This window comes from Chelatococcus sambhunathii, assembly GCF_001418005.1.
In the GTDB taxonomy this organism is placed as follows: Bacteria; Pseudomonadota; Alphaproteobacteria; order Rhizobiales; family Beijerinckiaceae; genus Chelatococcus_A; species Chelatococcus_A sambhunathii.
Window position 1 is genome coordinate 686,547 of the sequence record NZ_LIOL01000001.1, and the last position, 17,453, is coordinate 703,999.

At 67.7% G+C, this 17,453-nt stretch carries 14 protein-coding genes; 5 read left to right on the forward strand and 9 right to left on the reverse strand.

Going from position 1 to position 17,453, the window contains the following annotated elements; genetic code table 11:
• Positions 1-95 precede the first annotated feature (95 nt).
• Both ASC46_RS03255 and ASC46_RS03260 read right to left on the reverse strand, forming a co-directional pair.
• A complete protein-coding gene (locus ASC46_RS03255) occupies positions 96-1,391 on the reverse strand; it encodes a nucleotide sugar dehydrogenase (RefSeq protein ID WP_055457816.1) in 1,296 nt (431 codons plus the stop codon).
• Entirely contained in the window at positions 1,381-2,397 is a 1,017-nt protein-coding gene (locus ASC46_RS03260; RefSeq protein ID WP_055457817.1) for an NAD-dependent epimerase, read from the reverse strand. The genes ASC46_RS03255 and ASC46_RS03260 overlap by 11 nt, the downstream gene beginning before the upstream one ends.
• 247 nt (positions 2,398-2,644) lie before the next feature.
• Between ASC46_RS03260 and ASC46_RS03265 the strand changes: the two genes are divergently transcribed.
• Genes ASC46_RS03265 through ASC46_RS03285 form a run of 5 tightly spaced genes read left to right on the forward strand, consistent with a single transcriptional unit; the run spans position 2,645 to position 7,856 of the window.
• Positions 2,645-4,270, forward strand: coding sequence for an ABC transporter substrate-binding protein (locus ASC46_RS03265; RefSeq protein WP_055457941.1), 1,626 nt, complete (start codon positions 2,645-2,647; stop codon positions 4,268-4,270).
• A 7-nt stretch (positions 4,271-4,277) separates the two neighbouring features.
• Positions 4,278-5,345, forward strand: coding sequence for an ABC transporter permease (locus ASC46_RS03270; RefSeq protein WP_055457818.1), 1,068 nt, complete (start codon positions 4,278-4,280; stop codon positions 5,343-5,345).
• A 14-nt stretch (positions 5,346-5,359) separates the two neighbouring features.
• Positions 5,360-6,280: a nickel transporter permease gene (gene nikC / locus ASC46_RS03275; protein ID WP_055457819.1), complete on the forward strand. Its 921-nt coding sequence runs from the start codon at positions 5,360-5,362 to the stop codon at positions 6,278-6,280.
• On the forward strand, positions 6,277-7,110 hold the full coding sequence (locus ASC46_RS03280; RefSeq protein WP_055457820.1) for an ABC transporter ATP-binding protein: 834 nt from the start codon (positions 6,277-6,279) through the stop codon (positions 7,108-7,110). Before nikC ends, ASC46_RS03280 begins: the two co-directional genes overlap by 4 nt.
• A complete protein-coding gene (locus tag ASC46_RS03285) occupies positions 7,107-7,856 on the forward strand; it encodes an ABC transporter ATP-binding protein (RefSeq protein WP_055457942.1) in 750 nt (249 codons plus the stop codon). Before ASC46_RS03280 ends, ASC46_RS03285 begins: the two co-directional genes overlap by 4 nt.
• Positions 7,857-7,978: 122 nt before the next feature.
• Here the strand turns inward: ASC46_RS03285 and ASC46_RS03290 are convergent, their stop codons facing one another.
• The 7 genes from ASC46_RS03290 to ASC46_RS03320 all read right to left on the reverse strand — a co-directional run bounded on the left by ASC46_RS03290 (position 7,979) and on the right by ASC46_RS03320 (position 17,452).
• The gene (locus ASC46_RS03290) at positions 7,979-9,685 is read right to left on the reverse strand and encodes a methyl-accepting chemotaxis protein (protein WP_055457821.1); all 1,707 of its coding nucleotides are present in this window, start codon (positions 9,683-9,685) and stop codon (positions 7,979-7,981) included.
• Positions 9,686-10,012: 327 nt separating this feature from the next.
• Positions 10,013-10,540, reverse strand: a complete 528-nt coding sequence (locus tag ASC46_RS03295; RefSeq protein WP_157672313.1) for an AprI/Inh family metalloprotease inhibitor — start codon at positions 10,538-10,540, stop codon at positions 10,013-10,015.
• A gap of 179 nt (positions 10,541-10,719) precedes the next feature.
• Positions 10,720-13,623, reverse strand: a complete 2,904-nt coding sequence (locus tag ASC46_RS03300) for a heparinase II/III domain-containing protein (protein ID WP_169790079.1) — start codon at positions 13,621-13,623, stop codon at positions 10,720-10,722.
• Positions 13,620-14,957: a globin-coupled sensor protein gene (locus tag ASC46_RS03305; protein WP_055457824.1), complete on the reverse strand. Its 1,338-nt coding sequence runs from the start codon at positions 14,955-14,957 to the stop codon at positions 13,620-13,622. The genes ASC46_RS03300 and ASC46_RS03305 overlap by 4 nt, the downstream gene beginning before the upstream one ends.
• A 94-nt stretch (positions 14,958-15,051) precedes the next feature.
• A complete protein-coding gene (locus tag ASC46_RS03310; protein ID WP_055457825.1) occupies positions 15,052-15,882 on the reverse strand; it encodes a CheR family methyltransferase in 831 nt (276 codons plus the stop codon).
• Complete coding sequence (locus tag ASC46_RS03315; protein ID WP_055457826.1) at positions 15,879-17,051, reverse strand: protein-glutamate methylesterase/protein-glutamine glutaminase; 1,173 nt, start codon at positions 17,049-17,051, stop codon at positions 15,879-15,881. The genes ASC46_RS03310 and ASC46_RS03315 overlap by 4 nt, the downstream gene beginning before the upstream one ends.
• Positions 17,048-17,452: a response regulator gene (locus ASC46_RS03320; protein WP_055457827.1), complete on the reverse strand. Its 405-nt coding sequence runs from the start codon at positions 17,450-17,452 to the stop codon at positions 17,048-17,050. Before ASC46_RS03320 ends, ASC46_RS03315 begins: the two co-directional genes overlap by 4 nt.
• Position 17,453: the final 1 nt, after the last annotated feature.

A 17,453-nucleotide genomic window follows, 5' to 3' on the forward strand; every position in this document is an offset into this window, starting at 1 on the left:
TGGCATCAGCCGGCGTCGTTCTTGCCGCCCCGCCACGGAAAGGGCAATAGGGCTGGAATATGACAAGCGCGCGTGAATGGAGGCTGCGCCCCTCCTCACAGACGCCAGTGCAGGACGTCCTTCGGCAGGCGCCCCGGCTTGATCGCTGAGCGCACGTCGATCACGACGGCGCCCGGCGCCAGCATCGAGGCGATGCGGGCGCCCTCATCCGCGACATAGGCGCCGTGCGGGACGGCGAGCACCACCGCGTCGAGCGCGTCGAGGGCCCCCCAGTCGGCGAGGGCGACGCCATAGGCGCGCTCGGCCTCGCGCGCTTCCGCCAGGGCATCGTGCACCAGCGGGCGGATGCCGTATTCGCCGAGTTCGGCGATGATGTCCGGCACGCGGCTGTTGCGCAGGTCCGGCACGTTCTCCTTGAAGGTGAGGCCGAGGATGGCGACGCGCGCCGTGTGCAGGTCGCGCCCGCGCGCCAGAAGCAGCTTCACCAGCTTCTCGCCGATGAAATGCCCCATCGCATCGTTGATGCGCCGCCCGGCGAGGATCATCTGCGGGTGGTAGCCGAGCGCCTCGGCCTTGGCGGTGAGGTAGTAGGGATCGACCCCGATGCAATGGCCGCCGACGAGGCCCGGCGAGAAGCGCTGGAAGTTCCATTTCGTCGCGGCCGCGTCGAGCACGTCGCTCGTGGCGATGCCCACCCGGTCGAAGATAAGGGCAAGCTCGTTCATCAGCGCGATATTGAGATCGCGCTGGGTGTTCTCGATGACCTTTGCCGCCTCCGCCACCTTGATGGACGGCGCCTCGTGGATGCCGGCCCGCACCACCGCGCCATACACGGCCGCGACCGTCGCCCGCGTCGCCGGATCCGAGCCGGAGACGACCTTGGTAATCGTGGCGAACCGATGGGCGTGGTCGCCGGGGTTGATGCGCTCCGGCGAATAGCCGACCGTGAAGTCGCGACCGAAGATAAGGCCGCTCTCGGCCTCCAGCACCGGCACGCAGTCCTCCTCCGTCGCGCCGGGATAGACGGTCGATTCGTAAACGACGATGTCGCCCCGCTTCAGCACGCGCCCCACAGTGCGCGAGGCGGCGAGGAGCGGTCCGAGGTCGGGCAGGCGCTGGCGGGTGATCGGCGTCGGCACAGTGACGATGTGGAAGTCTGCCTCGCGCAGCGCCTGGGCATCGCCCGTCAGGTGGAGCAACGGCGCCGCCAGTTCCTGCGGCTCGACCTCGCCCGTCCGGTCGATGCCATCCTTCAGTTCCGCGATCCGGCCCGCGTCGATGTCGAAGGCGATGACGCGATAGCCGCCCGCGGCGAAGGCGCAGGCCACCGGCAGGCCGACATAGCCGAGACCGACGACCGAAATGACCCGGTCCGGCCTGTCAGACACCATAATACTCCCGGTACCAGTCGACGAAGCGGCCGACACCGGTCTCGACCGAGGTCGAGGGCGCATAGCCGGTGTCGCGCGCGAGGGCGCTCGTGTCGGCGAAGGTGGCAGCCACGTCGCCGGGCTGCATCGGCAGCATATTGCAGACGGCCCTGCGTCCGAGCTTGGCCTCGAGGACGCGGACGAAGTCCATCAGCGGCACGGGGCTGCCGCGGCCGATATTGTAGATGCGGAAGGGGGCAACGCCGCTCGTGCCGGGATCGGGGTGTTCCGACGCCGGGTTCCAGGCGGAATCGGGCCGCGCCGGCCGGTCGAACACGCGCACCACGCCCTCAACAATGTCGTCGACAAAAGTGAAGTCGCGGCGCATGTCGCCGTTGTTATAGACGTCGATGGCCTCACCCGAGAGGATGGCGCGCGTGAACTTGAACAGCGCCATGTCCGGCCGCCCCCAAGGGCCGTAGACCGTGAAGAAGCGCAGCCCGGTGCATGCCAGCCCGTAGAGATGCGCATAGGAATGCGCCATCACCTCGTTGGCGCGTTTGGTGGCGGCATAGAGGCTCATCGGATGGCCGACGCCGTGCTGCTCCGAGAATGGCAGGGCGGCGTTGGCGCCATAGACGGAACTCGTCGAGGCATAGACCAGGTGCTCGATGCGCCCCTGCCGCGAGCATTCGAGGATGTTGAGAAAGCCGAGGAGATTGCTGCCGGCATAGGCATGCGGGTTCTCGACCGAATAGCGCACCCCCGCCTGCGCCGCGAGGTGAATGACCCCGCGTGGCCGATGGCGGGCAAAGACCGCCTCGAGCCCCGACCGATCGGCGACATCAACCCGCACCTCGGCGAAACCGGCGCGGCTGGCGAGCCGCGCGAGGCGCGCCTCTTTCAGGGCCGGGTCGTAGTAGTCGTTCACAATGTCGAGGCCGACCACGGATTCGCCGCGCGCCAGAAGCGCCTCGGCCGTGTGGTATCCGATGAAGCCGGCAGCGCCGGTGACGAGAATGGTCATGTGCCTGGCCCGTCCAGCTCGTCCGCCGCCGCAGCGGCGGACAGCGCTTCATAACCGCTGGCGCGGCCTTTGCACAGCCTCGCGGACATGCCCCTCAAGGACTGCCTCCCGCATGGGCACCTGTGCCCTTTCTCCACCCGGGATTGCCCATCGCACGCTCTTGACGCCCGTCCCTCGTCATGCCCTCGTATGGCGCAAAATGGGGGAACAATCCATGTCCATGACCCGAACGCCCATCCACACGCCCATGATCGCCGTGAAAAATCTCTTCGCTCGCGGCTTCACCCGCCGTGGCCTTCTGGGCGCCACCGCGGCTGTCCTCATTGCCTCCACGAGCCCTGTCGTCCTCGCAGCGACCCCGAAGGATACGCTCGTCCTCGCCTGGGCGATCGACGACATCATCACGCTCGACCCCGCCGAATCCTTCGAGATCAGCGCCGGCGAGATCATGGGCAACACTTATGACCGGCTGGTGCGCTTCGATGTGGCCGATCCCTCCAAGCTCTACGGCGACGTCGCCGAAAGCTGGACGGTCTCGGAAGACGGCAAGACCTATACCTTCAAGCTGAAGCCCGGCCTCAGGTTCGCCTCCGGCAACCCGCTGACGGCAGACGACGTCGCCTTCTCGCTGCAGCGCGCAGTCAAGCTTGACCTGTCGCCGGCCTTCATCCTCACCCAGTTTGGCCTGACGAAGGACAATGTCGCGGAAAAAGTGAAGAAGATCGACGACCTCACCGTCGTGATCGAGACCGACAAGGCCTATGCGCCAACCTTCGTCCTCAATTGTCTCACCGCCAACGTCGCCGCCATCGTCGACAAGAAGCTCGTGCTCGAGCACGAGAAGGACGGCGACCTCGGCTACGCCTGGCTCAAGACGAACTATGCCGGCTCCGGCCCGATGAAGATCCGCGACTGGCGCGCCAACGAGATCCTGGCGCTCGAGCGCAACGACAACTACTACGGCGAGAAGGCCAAGCTGCCGCGCGTCATCTATCGCCACGTGAAGGAAAGCGCGACCCAGCGTCTCCTGCTGGAGAAGGGCGACGTGGACATCGCCCGCAACCTGAGCCCGGAAGATCTGGCGGCGGTGGAGAAGAACGCCGACATCGCCATCACCAACCGGCCCAAGGGCACGATCTACTACTTCAGCCTCAACCAGAAGAACCCGACCCTCGCCAAGCCCGAGGTACGCGAGGCGATGAAGTGGCTGGTCGATTACGACGCCATAGGCGCGACGCTGATCAAGGGCATCGGCACCATCCATCAGACCTTCCTGCCCATGGGTCTGCTCGGCGCCATCGACGAGAAGCCCTACAAGCTCGACATCGCCAAGGCCAAGGAATTGCTGGAGAAGGCGGGACTGAAGGACGGCTTCTCCGTCACCATGGACGTACGTCAGACGCAGCCGGTCGCCGGCATTGCCGAGGCCGTCCAACGTACCTTTGCCCAGGCCGGCATCAAACTCGAGATCATCCCCGGCGACGGCAAGCAGACGCTGACCAAGTACCGCGCCCGCAATCACGACATCTACATCGGCCAGTGGGGCGCCGACTACTGGGACCCCCACACCAACGCAGACACCTTCGCGCGCAACCCGGACAATTCCGACAATGCGGCCTCCAAGCCGCTTGCCTGGCGCAACGCCTGGGATATTCCGGAACTGACCAAGAAGGCTGATGCCGCCGTGCTCGAGCGTGACCCGGCCAAGCGCGTGGCGATGTACACCGAGTTGCAGCGCGACCTGCTGAAGACGAGCCCCTTCGTCATCATCTACCAGATGGTCGAGACCGCGGGCGTGCGGAAGAATGTCGAAGGTTTCGTCCTCGGCTCCACCTCCGATTCGACCTACGTCTTCAGGGTTTCCAAGAACTGAGGCCCGCATGGCACTCGCGGGTTCCGCCGGAGCGGGCGGGCGCAGACGCGCCCGCCTGCGTTCCACGGCCATGGCCGTCGCGCGCTTTCTCGTCGTCGTCGCGCTGACCTATCTCGGCCTCCTCGCCGTCACCTTCTTCATCGGCCGCGTCATTCCCGTCGATCCGGTGCTCGCCATCGTCGGCGACCGGGCGCCCTCGCACGTCGTCGAGCGCGTGCGCGAGGAACTCGGCCTCAACCTGCCGCTCTACCAGCAGTTCGTCATCTATGTCGGCAAGGCGCTGACGGGCGATTTCGGCATCTCGGTGCTGACGTCGAACCCGGTGATGACCGACATCCGCCGCGTCTTCCCCGCGACGCTGGAACTCGCTACGCTCGGCACGCTCATCGGCGCCCTTCTCGGCGTGCCGCTCGGCGTCCTTGCGGCGGTGCGGCGCGGCAGCTTCCTCGACCAGATTGTGCGCGTCATCGGTCTCGTCGGCTATTCGGTGCCGATCTTCTGGCTGGGTCTGATGGCGCTGCTCGTCTTCTACGCCCGCCTCGGCTGGGTGGAGGGGCCGGGCCGCATCGACGTGGTCTACGAATACACCGTGACGCCCGTCACCGGCATCTTGCTGCTCGACACGGCCATGCAGGGCGAGTGGGAGGCATTCCGCAACGTCTTCGGCCATCTCATCCTGCCGGCGTCGCTGCTCGGCTATTTCTCGATGGCCTATATCAGCCGCATGACGCGCTCCTTCATGCTGACGGAGCTCGGGCAGGAATATGTCGTGGCGGCAAGGGCGAAGGGTCTGTCGGAGCGAACGGTCATCTGGCGCCACGCGCTGCGCAATGCGCTGGTGCCGCTCGTCACGGTCATCGCTTTGTCCTACGCCAACCTGCTCGAAGGCTCGGTGCTGACGGAGACGGTGTTCTCCTGGCCGGGCCTCGGCCTCTACATCACCGATTCGCTGCAGAACGCGGACATGAACGCCGTCCTCGGCGGCACCATCGTCGTCGGCTCCGTCTTCATCGGCCTCAACCTGTTGTCCGACCTGCTCTACCGCGTCCTCGACCCCAGAACCCGAGCCCGATAGCGGACCCGCGCAAGATGACCAACGATGCTCAAACCTGGCGCGCATGGCTGACGAGCGAGCGACCGGCCTCGCGCCGACAGGCCCGCCTCGGCCGTGCCTATGCCGCCTGGTCTCGCTTTGCCGACAACCGGCTCGCCATGGCGGGCCTCTTCATCATCCTGGCCCTCCTCCTCGTCGCCGTCTTCGCCGACATGATCGCGCCCTATTCGGCCGTGACCGACGGTGACCTGCGCACCGCCCGCCTGCTGCCGCCGAGCGCTATGCACTGGTTCGGCACCGACGACCAGGGGCGCGACATCTTCGCCCGCGTGGTGCACGGCTCGCGCATCACCCTCTTCGTCGTCATCCTGGTTGCGGTCATAGCCGCGCCGGTCGGCCTCCTCATCGGCACCATCGCGGGCTATGCGGGCGGCTGGGTCGATGCCGTGCTGATGCGCATCACCGACATCTTTCTCGCCTTCCCACGCCTCGTGCTGGCGCTCGCCTTCGTCGCGGCGCTGGGGCCCGGAATCGTCAATGCCGTGATCGCCATCGCCATCACCTCGTGGCCGCCCTATGCCCGCATCGCCCGCGCCGAGACGCTGACGCTGCGCCATGCGGACTACATCAATGCGGTGCGGCTGATAGGGGCCTCGCCCGCGCGCATCATTGCCCGTCACATTATGCCGCTGTGCGTATCGTCCGTGATTGTGCGCGTGACGCTCGACATGGCCGGCATCATCCTGACGGCGGCCGGCCTCGGTTTCCTCGGCCTCGGCGCCCAGCCGCCCTCGCCCGAATGGGGCGCCATGATCGCCTCGGGACGCCGCTTCGTGCTCGACCAATGGTGGGTCGCCGCAGCCCCCGGCGTCGCGATCTTTGTCGTCAGTCTCGGCTTCAACCTGCTGGGCGATGGCCTGCGCGACGCGCTCGACCCCAAGGCGGCCGGCCAATGAGCGCGCTCCTCCATGTCGAAAACCTGCGAGTCAGCTTTCCCACGCGCTCGGGCATGGTGGAGGCCGTGCGCGGTGTCTCCTTCACCCTCGGACGCGAGCGCCTCGGCATCGTCGGCGAATCGGGCTCGGGCAAATCGCAGACCGGCCGCGCCATCCTTGGCCTCACCCCGCCGCATGCACACGTCACCGCCGGCCGCCTCGTCTTCGACGGCATCGACTTGCTCGCGGCAAGCGAGAAGGAACGCCGGGCGCTGCGCGGCAAGCGCATCGCCATGGTGCTGCAGGATCCCAAGTTCTCGCTCAACCCGGTGATGCGCATCGGCGAGCAAATCATGGAAACCCTCGCCGCCCACGGCCGCGGCTCGGGCGCCGAGGCGCGCCGGCGCACGCTCGCCATGCTGGAGGCGGTGCAGATCCGGGACCCTGAGCGCGTCTTCAACCTCTATCCGCACGAGGTCTCGGGCGGCATGGGCCAGCGCGCCATGATCGCCATGATGCTCGTTGCTGAGCCGGACATGCTCATCGCCGACGAGCCGACCTCGGCCCTCGACGTGACCGTGCAACTGCAGGTGCTCTCGATCCTCGACAGGCTCGTGGCCGAGCGCGGCATGGGCCTGATCTTCGTCTCGCACGATCTCAGGCTCGTCTCCTCCTTCTGCGACCGGGTGCTCGTCATGTATGCCGGCCGCGTGGTGGAGGAAATCGCGGCTGACAGGCTGCACCAATCGCAGCATCCCTATACCCAGGGGCTGCTGAACTGCCTGCCGAAGCTCGGGCAGAGCCACCATCCCCTGCCAGTGCTCGACCGCAAGCCGGAGTGGGCGGCATGACGGACGCACTCGCGATCAAGGGCCTTGCAGTCGTATTCGACGATTTTCGCGCCGTCGATGGCGTCAGCTTCTCGGTGCGGGAGGGCGAATCCTTCGGCCTCGTCGGGGAATCGGGCTCGGGCAAATCCACGGTTCTCCGGGCCGTTGCCGGCCTCGCACCGATCGCCGATGGCACCATCTCCATCGGCGGCGAGACGATCAGTCACGCGCGCAGCAAGAGCTTCTACCGCCGGGTGCAGATGGTCTTCCAGGACCCCTACGGCTCGCTGCATCCGCGCCACACCATCGACCGGGCGCTCGCTGAGCCGCTTGCCGTGCACGGCATCGGCGATGCCGAGCGGCGCATCCTGAAGGCCCTCGACGAGGTGGGGCTTGGCAAGGGCTTCCGCTTCCGCTATCCGCACCAGCTGTCGGGCGGCCAGCGCCAGCGGGTCGCCATCGCCCGCGCCCTGATCCTCGAGCCGTCGATCCTGCTGCTCGATGAGCCGACCTCGGCTCTCGACGCCTCGGTGCAGGCCGAGGTGCTCAACCTCCTTGAGGACATCCGCCGCGAGCGCGGGCTCACCTATGTTCTCGTCAGCCACGATCTCGCCGTCGTCACGCACATGTGCGAGCGCCTGCTGGTCATGCAGCACGGCCGGCCGGTGGAGCTCCTCACCTCCGCCGACCTCGCCGCCCGGCGCATCGAAACGGCCTATACGCGCGAGCTGATGGTGGCGAGCCAGGGCTTCCGGCGCGAGGCTTAAGGCTGGACCGGCAGCCACTGCTCCGTGCCCCGCTCGCTCCCTTGCAAACAAGAAAATCCGCCGCGCCCGTCGCGCGGCGGATGTTCGTTGAACCCTCGCAGGGATGGCTTAGGTCGCCTTGGTCAGGCTGCCTTCACCTGTCGGATGAAGCCGTCGACCTGCTGGCGCAGGGCGTCGGACTGACGCACGAGGTCGTTGGCCGCCTCGACGATCTGACTGGAGACGACACCCGTTTCGGCCGCCGCACGGCTGACGCCAGTGATGTTCGACGACACTTCCTGCGTCCCCTGGGCAGCCTGCGAGACGTTGCGGGCGATCTCGTTGGTCGTCGCGCCCTGCTGGTCCACCGCCGAGGCGATCGTCGTCGACACCTCGTCGATCTGACGGATGGTCTCGGTAATGCTGTCGATAGCCGCCACCACGTCGTTGGTCGCGTTCTGCACCGCTGCGATCTGGGCCGAGATGTCGTCGGTGGCCTTGGCCGTCTGCTCGGCGAGATTCTTGACCTCGGTGGCAACGACGGCGAAGCCGCGGCCCGCTTCGCCCGCCCGCGCCGCCTCGATGGTGGCGTTGAGGGCGAGCAGGCTGGTCTGCGAGGCGATATCGGTGATCAGGCTCACCACCTCGCCGATGCGCTGGGCACTGGAGGCGAGGCCGCGCACCACGTCCGCTGCCGACTTCGTCTGGCCGTTGGCGGCACTTGCGACACGGGCGGCCGTTGTGACCTGCTGGCCGATCTCGCGGATGGAGGCCGTGAGCTGCTCGGCGGCCGAGGCGACTGTGTTGACATTGCTCGTCGCCTGTTCCGCGGCCGCGGCAACCGTCGTCGACTGGCGACTGGTCTCTTCGGCTGCGGAGTTCATGGCGCCCGCATTCTGCTGCAGTTGCGAAGCTGCGGCGGCGACAGCGCGCGCAACGCCCATCGCTTCGGCTTCGAACTGGCTGACCAGCGCCTCGATATTGCGCGCCCGCTCTTCCTTGGCGAGTTGTTCGGCCTCCTGTTCGGCGGCGAGCCGCTCGCGCTCGATGGCATTCTCGCGGAAGACCTCGACCGCGCCCGTCATCTCGTCGATCTCGTCGCGGCCGACAACCGGTGGCACCACGACGTTGCTGTCGCCATCGGCCAGGCGCAGCATAACGTCGCGCAGGTTGCGCATGCGCCGTGTGAGGTTACGGGCGAAGATGAAGGCGAAGCCGCCGATGACGAGAAAGAAGGCGAAGCCGACCGCAGCCGCCACGAGCGCGGCGTGCTGGATGCGCGCCGTCACGTCGTCGGTATAGACGCCGGTGCCGACGGTCCAGCCCCAGGGACCGAAGCGCTCGACATAGGCGAGCTTGGGCACTGCCTGCGACATGTCCCCACCTGCCCGCGGATAGTCGTAGGCGACGTAGCCGGATCCCTTGTCCTTGCTGATGGCAATCATTTCCTTGACGTAAGCCACGCCGTTGGCGTCCTTTGCGTCCAGGATATTCTTGCCCTCCATCGCTGGCTGGCCGCCGTTGACGATGGAATTGCCCTCGTCGTCGATGATGAAGAAATATTCTTCGCCGTTGTAGCGCATGGCACGGACCACAGCGCGAGCGCGCTGCTGCGCCCAGCCCTCGCCGATGAGGCCCTTCGCCGTTTCCTGGAACTGCTGGTCGATGGCTTTGATGACGACACCCGTCACTGACTGCAGCATGTCCACGCGGGCATCGCGGATCGAGGTGGCCTGCATGGATGCAAGGATGGCCACGATCGCAGCCGTGCTCACCGCAAAGAGTGCGACGACCGCCGCCAGCCGCGCGCCGATCGTCCTGAGGCCGATCTTTCCCAGAAAGCGACCCAATCCGTTTCGAACCTTGGCAGTTTCCATGCCAGCCACCCCGCATTCGCAGACCGGCTCTTGCCAGCCGGTCGCCCTTCGTTTGGTGCCGCCCACCCTTGCCGGTGGCCGGCGTTGCCTCGCCGATGGGGCACTCCGTCGGCCGGAGAGCCTTCTCGATCGCATTTCGGAATAGACGCAACTCGGCGGTGTTCGCTGAGCGAATGAGCCGCCGGCGCTTCTCCGGTCAGACCGGCCGCGGAGACCCGCGCAGGACCGAAGAACGCAATTCTCCCACCAACACCATGGTCAGCTTAGGCTGCCAGCCTTGCGCGAAGCTGGAGGACAACCTCAGCGCGCCAGTGCAAGGCCCGCCCCTGAGCTGAGCACGACGCCGCGATAACCGCCGTGATCCTCGGCAAGGCGGGCGATCATCGCGCCGCGCGCATAGAGCACCACCTCGCCCCCCTTCAGATCCCAGCCGTTGATGCTGCGCAGTGCCTCGCTTGCGCAGCCGTTCGTCGAGGCGCGGTACTGGTCGAGAAGGCCTGCATTGGTGAGCACCAGTTCACAAGCCTTCCCGCCCGCCTCCGTCATGCGCCATCGGCCAGAGACCTGGGACCGCTGCGGTACGGGCTTTGCATGGCTTGCCTGTGGTGGGGTGTAGCCCTTGACCACCTTCGGCGCCGGCAGCGGGCCGGCAGCCGTCTGGCCCGTCGGCGCAGGGGACACCGTCGGCTTCGCCGGCGGGGGCTGTACCGGAACGGACGGCATCGGCTCCTCGCGCGCGATCCCGCCACGCGGACGCGCAGCGGCGGCAGGCGCCACGACGACCGCTTCCACCTCGAGCGAGGGCGGCAGGGGCCGATAGCACCGCATCGGAGGGTTCCAAGGACTGGTGTAATACCGCTCGCAGCTGTTGAAGTCGCCCGCATTGCATCCCGCAAGGACGATGAGGCTGAGGAGCGGCCACGTCCTGCGGCACGGCAGCTGCAAGAGCGGCCGGGCATGATCCCGGCCGTCTTCCCCGATCGAGGACGTGAGTTCGCGCGTCACTTTCATGCCATGGCCCCAAAAGGCATCTCGAGTTGCATCGTCAGGCGGGGGTCGCCGAGGCATTCGGCAAGCCGGCGGCGGAAGGCATCGCCCGTGGCGATCAGCACGCCGGCGGTGACTTCACTCTTCCCCGACACCGAATAGCGAAGAACATTTGCCGGCTCTTTTTCCCCGCAGGCGCCCGACAGGAAGCCCTGCTCGCCGCCCGGCCCGGCCTCCTGTCCGCAGATGAAGGACACCCCGTTCAGCGCGCCCTTACGGGCCTGCAGAACGATCTGCAGCCGGCTATTGCCGGCAAGGGCAAGGCCGACATTGGCCGCCACGAGCACCCCGGCAACACCCGGCCCGAGATGGAGGAAGCCCTCGGCGGCGATATCGACTCCGGGCTCGATACCCGTCAGTCGGTCGAACACGGCAATTCCCGACAGATCGTCGAGCAGCAGGAAGAGTCGCCGGTGATAATGGAACGTCCCGTGGACGTTGCTGTCGACGAGGAAGGCACTCGCCCCCTCGAGGGCGACCTCGGCCGCTAGCCAGCCACAGCCGGAGACGCCCGCCGCACCGAGCGGCCGCAGGATGTTGTGGGCTGCCGCCGAGCGGAAGTAGCTGCCCGGCGCGCCGTCACCCCTGACGTCAATGCCGCCCGGATCGCTGATCCAGCGGATGCCTTTGGCTGCATAAACGAAGGACCCGCAGTCCTCGTGACCCTTGGCGTCGCTCGCACCGAAGCGGGCGGCGAAATAGGCCCAATCGTGCCCGTTCCTGTGACGCGCCGTAACGAGCCCCGCCTGCCGGTCGAGCACACGTGGCGCCGAGGCACGGGCGGCCAGCATCTCTGCCACCTCCGGTTCGGCCATCACGTCCCGCCCGCAGCGGGCGATGAGGTCCCTGAGGATAGGCAGATGTTCCGCCCCGCCCGCAGTTTCCCCGAAGGGCGCGAGGCAGCCGTCAGGATCCGTTAGCGCCACGGCCGTCGCGATAGCCCGACCAAGCGGCAGGGCCATGCGCCGGCGCAAACCCTCCGTGTCCGGCAGGGCAGCAAGCACTCCCTGCAGCGCGAGGCCAACCGCAAGCGCCTCGAAATGCAGGTGCGAGGAGCCTTCGCTCGGCATCGCCGGCTCGGCAAAGAGCTGAATCATCGACCAGTCAATGTGATTGAGCGCCATGCAGCGCCACGGTCCGGCGAGCGGCAGGCGCGGCAGCGCCGCGGCGACGACGGCGAGCGCGGCGGCCGCATGCAGCCGCTCTCGCGCCTCACCGATGAGATTGTCGCCGAGCGCCTCGGCGACAAACCGGGCGTGCCGCACGATTTCGGCAAGCAGCCCGGCGCTCTTGCCCGCCGGCAGACCGGCCTTAAGCGCCCGTGCGAGGAGTTGCAGCAGCACCTCGAGCCGGATGGCCGTCGTTCGCGCGCCGTAGCGATCCTCGTCGTCGACGTCGGCCCGTGGAGTGGCCGCCTGCCACGACAGCGCGAGCGCAACCGCCCGGGCAAGGCTCTTGCGCTCGCCATCCTCCGGCAGAGAGAGGAGCCAGCCGAGCGCGTGATAGCGGGCGCGCCACAGGCCGCAACCGAACGGATCCTCCTGCCAATCGAGCATCTCCGGCAGCGGCCAGTCTTCATGCCCGGCCAGGCGAAGGCGCCCGTCTGCGACCGTGCCCAGCCCGCCGGCGAGCCAACCGGCGAGGTCGGTCTGGACGAACGGCGCCGCGGACAGCGCCGTTTCGTCGACAAAGGCCGCAAGAAGCCCGCGGGAGTCGCTCGCGGACGCCGCGGACAGCTCGGCAAGCCGGCCGAGCAGCACGAGCCCGTCGTCCTCGGTTGCGGCCGGGAGCCCGTCGTCGAGCGAAACTTCGTAAGGCAGGATGCGGCGGATATCCGAGCGGCCCCGCGCCTGGAAGCCGATGTCGACCGTGCTGGCTCCCGCGGGCGGATCGAGACGCAGTGTGAAGCGGCGCACGCGCCGGTCTGTCGGCAACATGATGAAGGCGCCGACGCCCTCCGCCTCGAGCGTGCCCGCATAGGGACGCGGCAACGCCCGGCCCTGTGCGTCGCGATAGACGATGCGCGCAAAGGCCATGTCGGGTGCTGGCGCCGCGCAGAACAACTGGCCGCGCACCGTGAGGCCGCCGCCCGGCACGACACCCCAGGTCTCCCATTGCGGCTCGCTGTCGAGAAGCTGGCTTGCCGGCAGCACCGCAGCCTCTGCGGGGGGCTGCGGCAGCGGTCGCAGGCGGGGCGTCGCGATTTCAAACGGCGCCGTGTTGCGCCAGCTGCGCACCGTCAGTTCCACGCGCTCGGCATCGGCCGGCAGGCGGAAGGCCACCCGCACCTGCGCGAACTTGTCGCCAGGCGCGGCAGGTCCGGCGACGTCGATCGAGAAGGGGTCGATCCGCCCCCGCATCAACCCGGCGACGGCGGGCAGGTCGAGGCTGACGCCGTCGCCCGTCTGGAAGTCGAAGCCAAGGCGGATGGCATCCGGTATGCCGCCGGTCTTCTCGTTATCAGCCCAGGTGAGCGCGAAAGACAATTCGCACCACCGGTCCGCCGGCACCCCACCGAAGGAGAACTGCACGCGCGCCCGGCGGTTGCGCGCCTCCACAACATGTCCTTGGCCGTCGCCGCGGGCGACCGAATCTGCGCCGTATCGGACCGCCGCCGGCAACAGTTCGCGCCCGCCCATGGCCTCCGCTGCCCCGGGGGCGCGGGCGGGGCTTGCGGAGGGCGGAACGGGCGCGGCCTTCGGCGGCTGCGCCCGCTTCTTGACGGGGCCGGGCAAGCGCGGCGGCTGAAACGGCTTTACCCGGTCCGGCGCCTTCGCCAGACCGGGCTGCAACAGGGCCTCGAGACCGGGCCGCACGCGCTGCGTTCCCTTCTTCTTTCCCGATTGTTCGTCTTCGCCGCTCACGCCGCCGCCACACGGTCGAAGAACTGGCGCACGTCGCCGTTCATGTTCGCTGCCTGCTCGTCGAGCGAGGACGCGAGCGTCTGCACGGTGTTGACGATACCGCCGATGTCCTGCGCGGCGGCCCGCACGGTCGCCACGGCGCTCGCCACGCCTTGTGCATCCTGCGACATTTCCTCGACTGCGGTCAGGATCGAATGGGTCGCCGCAGCCTGGTTTTCGACCGCGGCGGCGATCGCCTCGGCCGACTGCACGACCTCGCGAATGACGGCGCCGATGCCGTCGAGGTCGCCGACCGTCGCCCTTGTGGCCTGCTGGATCGCCGCGATCTGGTCGGAAATCTCCTGGGTGGCCTTCGCCGTCTGCGTCGACAGCGTCTTGACCTCGCGCGCCACGACGGCAAAGCCGAGCCCTGCCTCGCCCGCGCGCGCCGCCTCGATGGTGGCGTTGAGGGCGAGCAGGTTCGTCTGCCGCGCGATGCCGCCGATGAGCTCGACGATGGAGCCGATGCGCTCTGTGACCTCGGCAAGGCCCCGCACGCCGGCATCGGCCGCCTTGGCCTGCTCCGCGGCCTTGCCGGCAATCTCGTAAGCCCGCTGCGCGTAGCTTTCGACAGCCTCGATGGACTTCGCCATCGTGCCCGCCGCAGCCGCGCTGCGGGCCGCCCGCTCAGCCATCTCCTCGGCGGTCATCGTCATGTTGTCGGCCTGCTCGCTCGTACGGCCGGTCGCCTCGCCAAGCTGCTCGGATGCGCCACGCATGACGTGCGCGGCCTGATTGAGCGCCGACAGGCTGTGCGAAAAGGTCCGATCGAAGATGTCGATCTCGCCGGTCAGCCGCGTGCGGCGCTCCTCGCCCGCAGTCAGCAAGGTCTCGTGATAGACGGAGACCGCGATGCCCATGTCGAACATCACCGCGCTGCCGACGGCGCTAGCGAGCCGCGCCAGCCGGCCCGAACGCAGCCGCGTCTCCTGCGCAAGTACGGTCGTCAGCTCGGCGAGGATGACGCTGTAGCCGCCGATGTACCAGTCGGGCTCGACGCCGACGCGCACATGGGCCACGGCCACGGCCCGCACGCTCGTGAGATAGCTTTCATCGAAGCCCGAGGTGAAGAGCCGGCGCCAGTGCTCGGCTTGCAGCTTGGCGAGCCGGTCCTGCCGCTTGTCGACGAGCCGCGCCGTCATCGGGAATTTGGCGAGATGCCGGTAGAAGTCGCTGATGATGCGCGGCATGTGGGGCGCGATGAGGCTCCACGCGGTCTCAAGCTCGCCACGCGCCGCAGCGTCGATCTTGTAGAAGGCCAAGCGCTCGTTCAGGGAAAGAACCGTTTCGGACATTATTCCTACCATGCGAACTCATCCCGCGCAGCGCTGCCCCTCGCGGCGGTGGGCGGGAACGGGAAAAGGGAGAGGGACGGCCGGACGGCACCCATCATGCCGTGGCCTCCGCCAGCCGGTTGGCCACATAAAGCCCGGGCCGCCCCGAAGCGGACCGGAAGGCATCGGAGATGCCCATTACCGTCTCGGCGGCGCCGAGGACCAGGTAACCGTCGGGTGCGAGCACCTTCGCCATGCGCGAAAGCACGTCCGCTTTCGTCGGAATGTCGAAGTAGATGAGCACGTTGCGGCAGAAGATGATGTCGAACGTGCCGAGCCCAGCAAAGGACTGCAGCAGATTGAACTGCCGGAACTGCACCATCGCCCGGATCTCCGGCCGGATCTGCCACTGGTCGCCCTTCTGCTCGAAATACTTGAGCAGGTACTGGATGGGCAGCCCGCGTTGCACTTCGAAGGCCGAATAGAGCCCCGCCCGGGCTCGCTCCAGCACGTGGCCGGCCAGGTCCGTCGCCAGGATCTCCACCGTGACCCCCGGCAGGAGGTGCGCATTTTCCTTCAGCGTCATCGCTAGGGAATAGGGCTCCTGCCCCGTCGATGCTGCCGCGCACCAGACGCGGATGCGCCGCGAGCCGCGCCGGTCGATGAGGCTCGGCACCACAAAGGACACGAAGGTCTCAAACGGTGTCTTGTCGCGGAAGAAGGATGATTCGTTCGTCGTCATTGCCTCGACGACGGCATCGGCGACCGCGCCCGATGGGGCGGTGCGCAGACGCGCCACGAGTTGCTCGACGCCGGCGAGCCCCACCTTGCGCGCCACGGGCGCCAGCCGGCTCTCGATGAGATACTGCTTCTCCTGCGACAGGTTGAGCCCCGAGCGCTGCTTGAGGAATTGCTGCAGGAATTCGTAATCGCCGGCCGCAATCATGCTCTACCTCCGACGATCAGCTGGCTGACCCTGGGGCCGATGTCCTCAATTGGCAACACGCCTGCGCAAGCCCCGGCGGCAATCGCCGCGCCCGGCATGCCCCACACGACGCTTGTCGCCTCGTTCTGCGCGATGACATTGCCGCCCGCATCCGCGATGGCAAGCGCGCCCCGGGCACCGTCGCTGCCCATGCCGGTCAGGATGACCCCGAGCGCTGCCGAGCCAAAAACCCGCGCGACGGACTCGAACATCGGGTCGACAGCCGGCCGGCAGAAATGCACGGGCGGCGCGTCCGACAGGCGGATGACGGGCCTCTCGCCCACTTTCTCGACCAGCATGTGCCGGCCGCCGGGCGCCACATAGATGCGCCCCGCCGCCAGCGGCTCGCCGTCGACTCCTTCCGCCGCCTCACGGTTGGCGGTGCGGCCGAGATGCTGGGCGAGGATGGTCGTGAACGTCGGCGGCATGTGCTGGACGATGAGGACGGGCAACCGCGCGAGTGCCTGCCCTGCCCCCTGCAGGAACTGCATGAGCGCTTGCGGCCCGCCGGTGGAACTGCCGACGCACAGGACGCGTGCGGGGATGCCGGTATAAGGCCTGAGCTTCTCTGTCGCCCGCAGCGGCTGCGGACGAGGCTGGAAGGCCGACGTCGCAGGAGCCGGCGCCGGGGCAGCCGGCTTGGCGACGGGTGGCCCGAGCGGCAGGCGCAGGCCAGCCGCCGAGCCGGAGCGCACCCGCTGTCCGAGATGGCGCACCTTCTCCACGAGTTCGCGGCGGAAGTCTGCTGAGGTAGCAAGCCGCCCCGTCGGATCAGGCTTCGGCACGTAGTCGGCGGCCCCGAGCGCGAGCGCCCTGAGGCTCGTCTCCGCGCCCCGCTGCGACAATGTGGAGGCGACGAGCACGACGGTGTCAGGCTTGGCCCTGAGGAGGAGCGGCAGGGCCGTGAGCCCGTCCATCTCAGGCATCTCGATGTCGAGGATGACCACATCGGGTTGCGACTGCGTCATGTCCTGCGCCGCGAGGCGCCCGTGCCGGTGCGTTGCGACGACCGCAAAATCCGGCTCTTCCTCCAGCCAACGCGATACGAGCCCGCGCACGATGGCCGAATCGTCGACGATCATGACCCGGATCTGATCACCCGCCGCGGCAACTCCCGTGACATTGGTCATGCGAGCGGCTTTCCGGCGTCAGCGAGGGCATCGGCATCGATGAGCCCGACCTCTTGGAACTTGTAAGCCAGGATCTCCCGGTCGAAGGGCTTCATGATGTACTCGTCCGCCCCAGCGATGAGCGCCCGCGCGATATGGCCAGGATGGTTCTCCGTCGTGCAGAACACGATCTTGGGCCTGGTACCACCCTCAAGGGCGCGCACCGCCTCCAGGAACTGCGGCCCATCGACCACCGGCATGTTCCAGTCGAGCAGGATGGCGTCCGGCATCGTGACGACGCAATGGTCGAGCGCCTCCTGCCCGTTGCCCGCCTCGCTCACCTCGAAGGACAATTCCTCGAGGATCTTGCGCGCCACCTTCCGGATGAAGGGGGAATCGTCGACCACCAGACACGTTTTCATC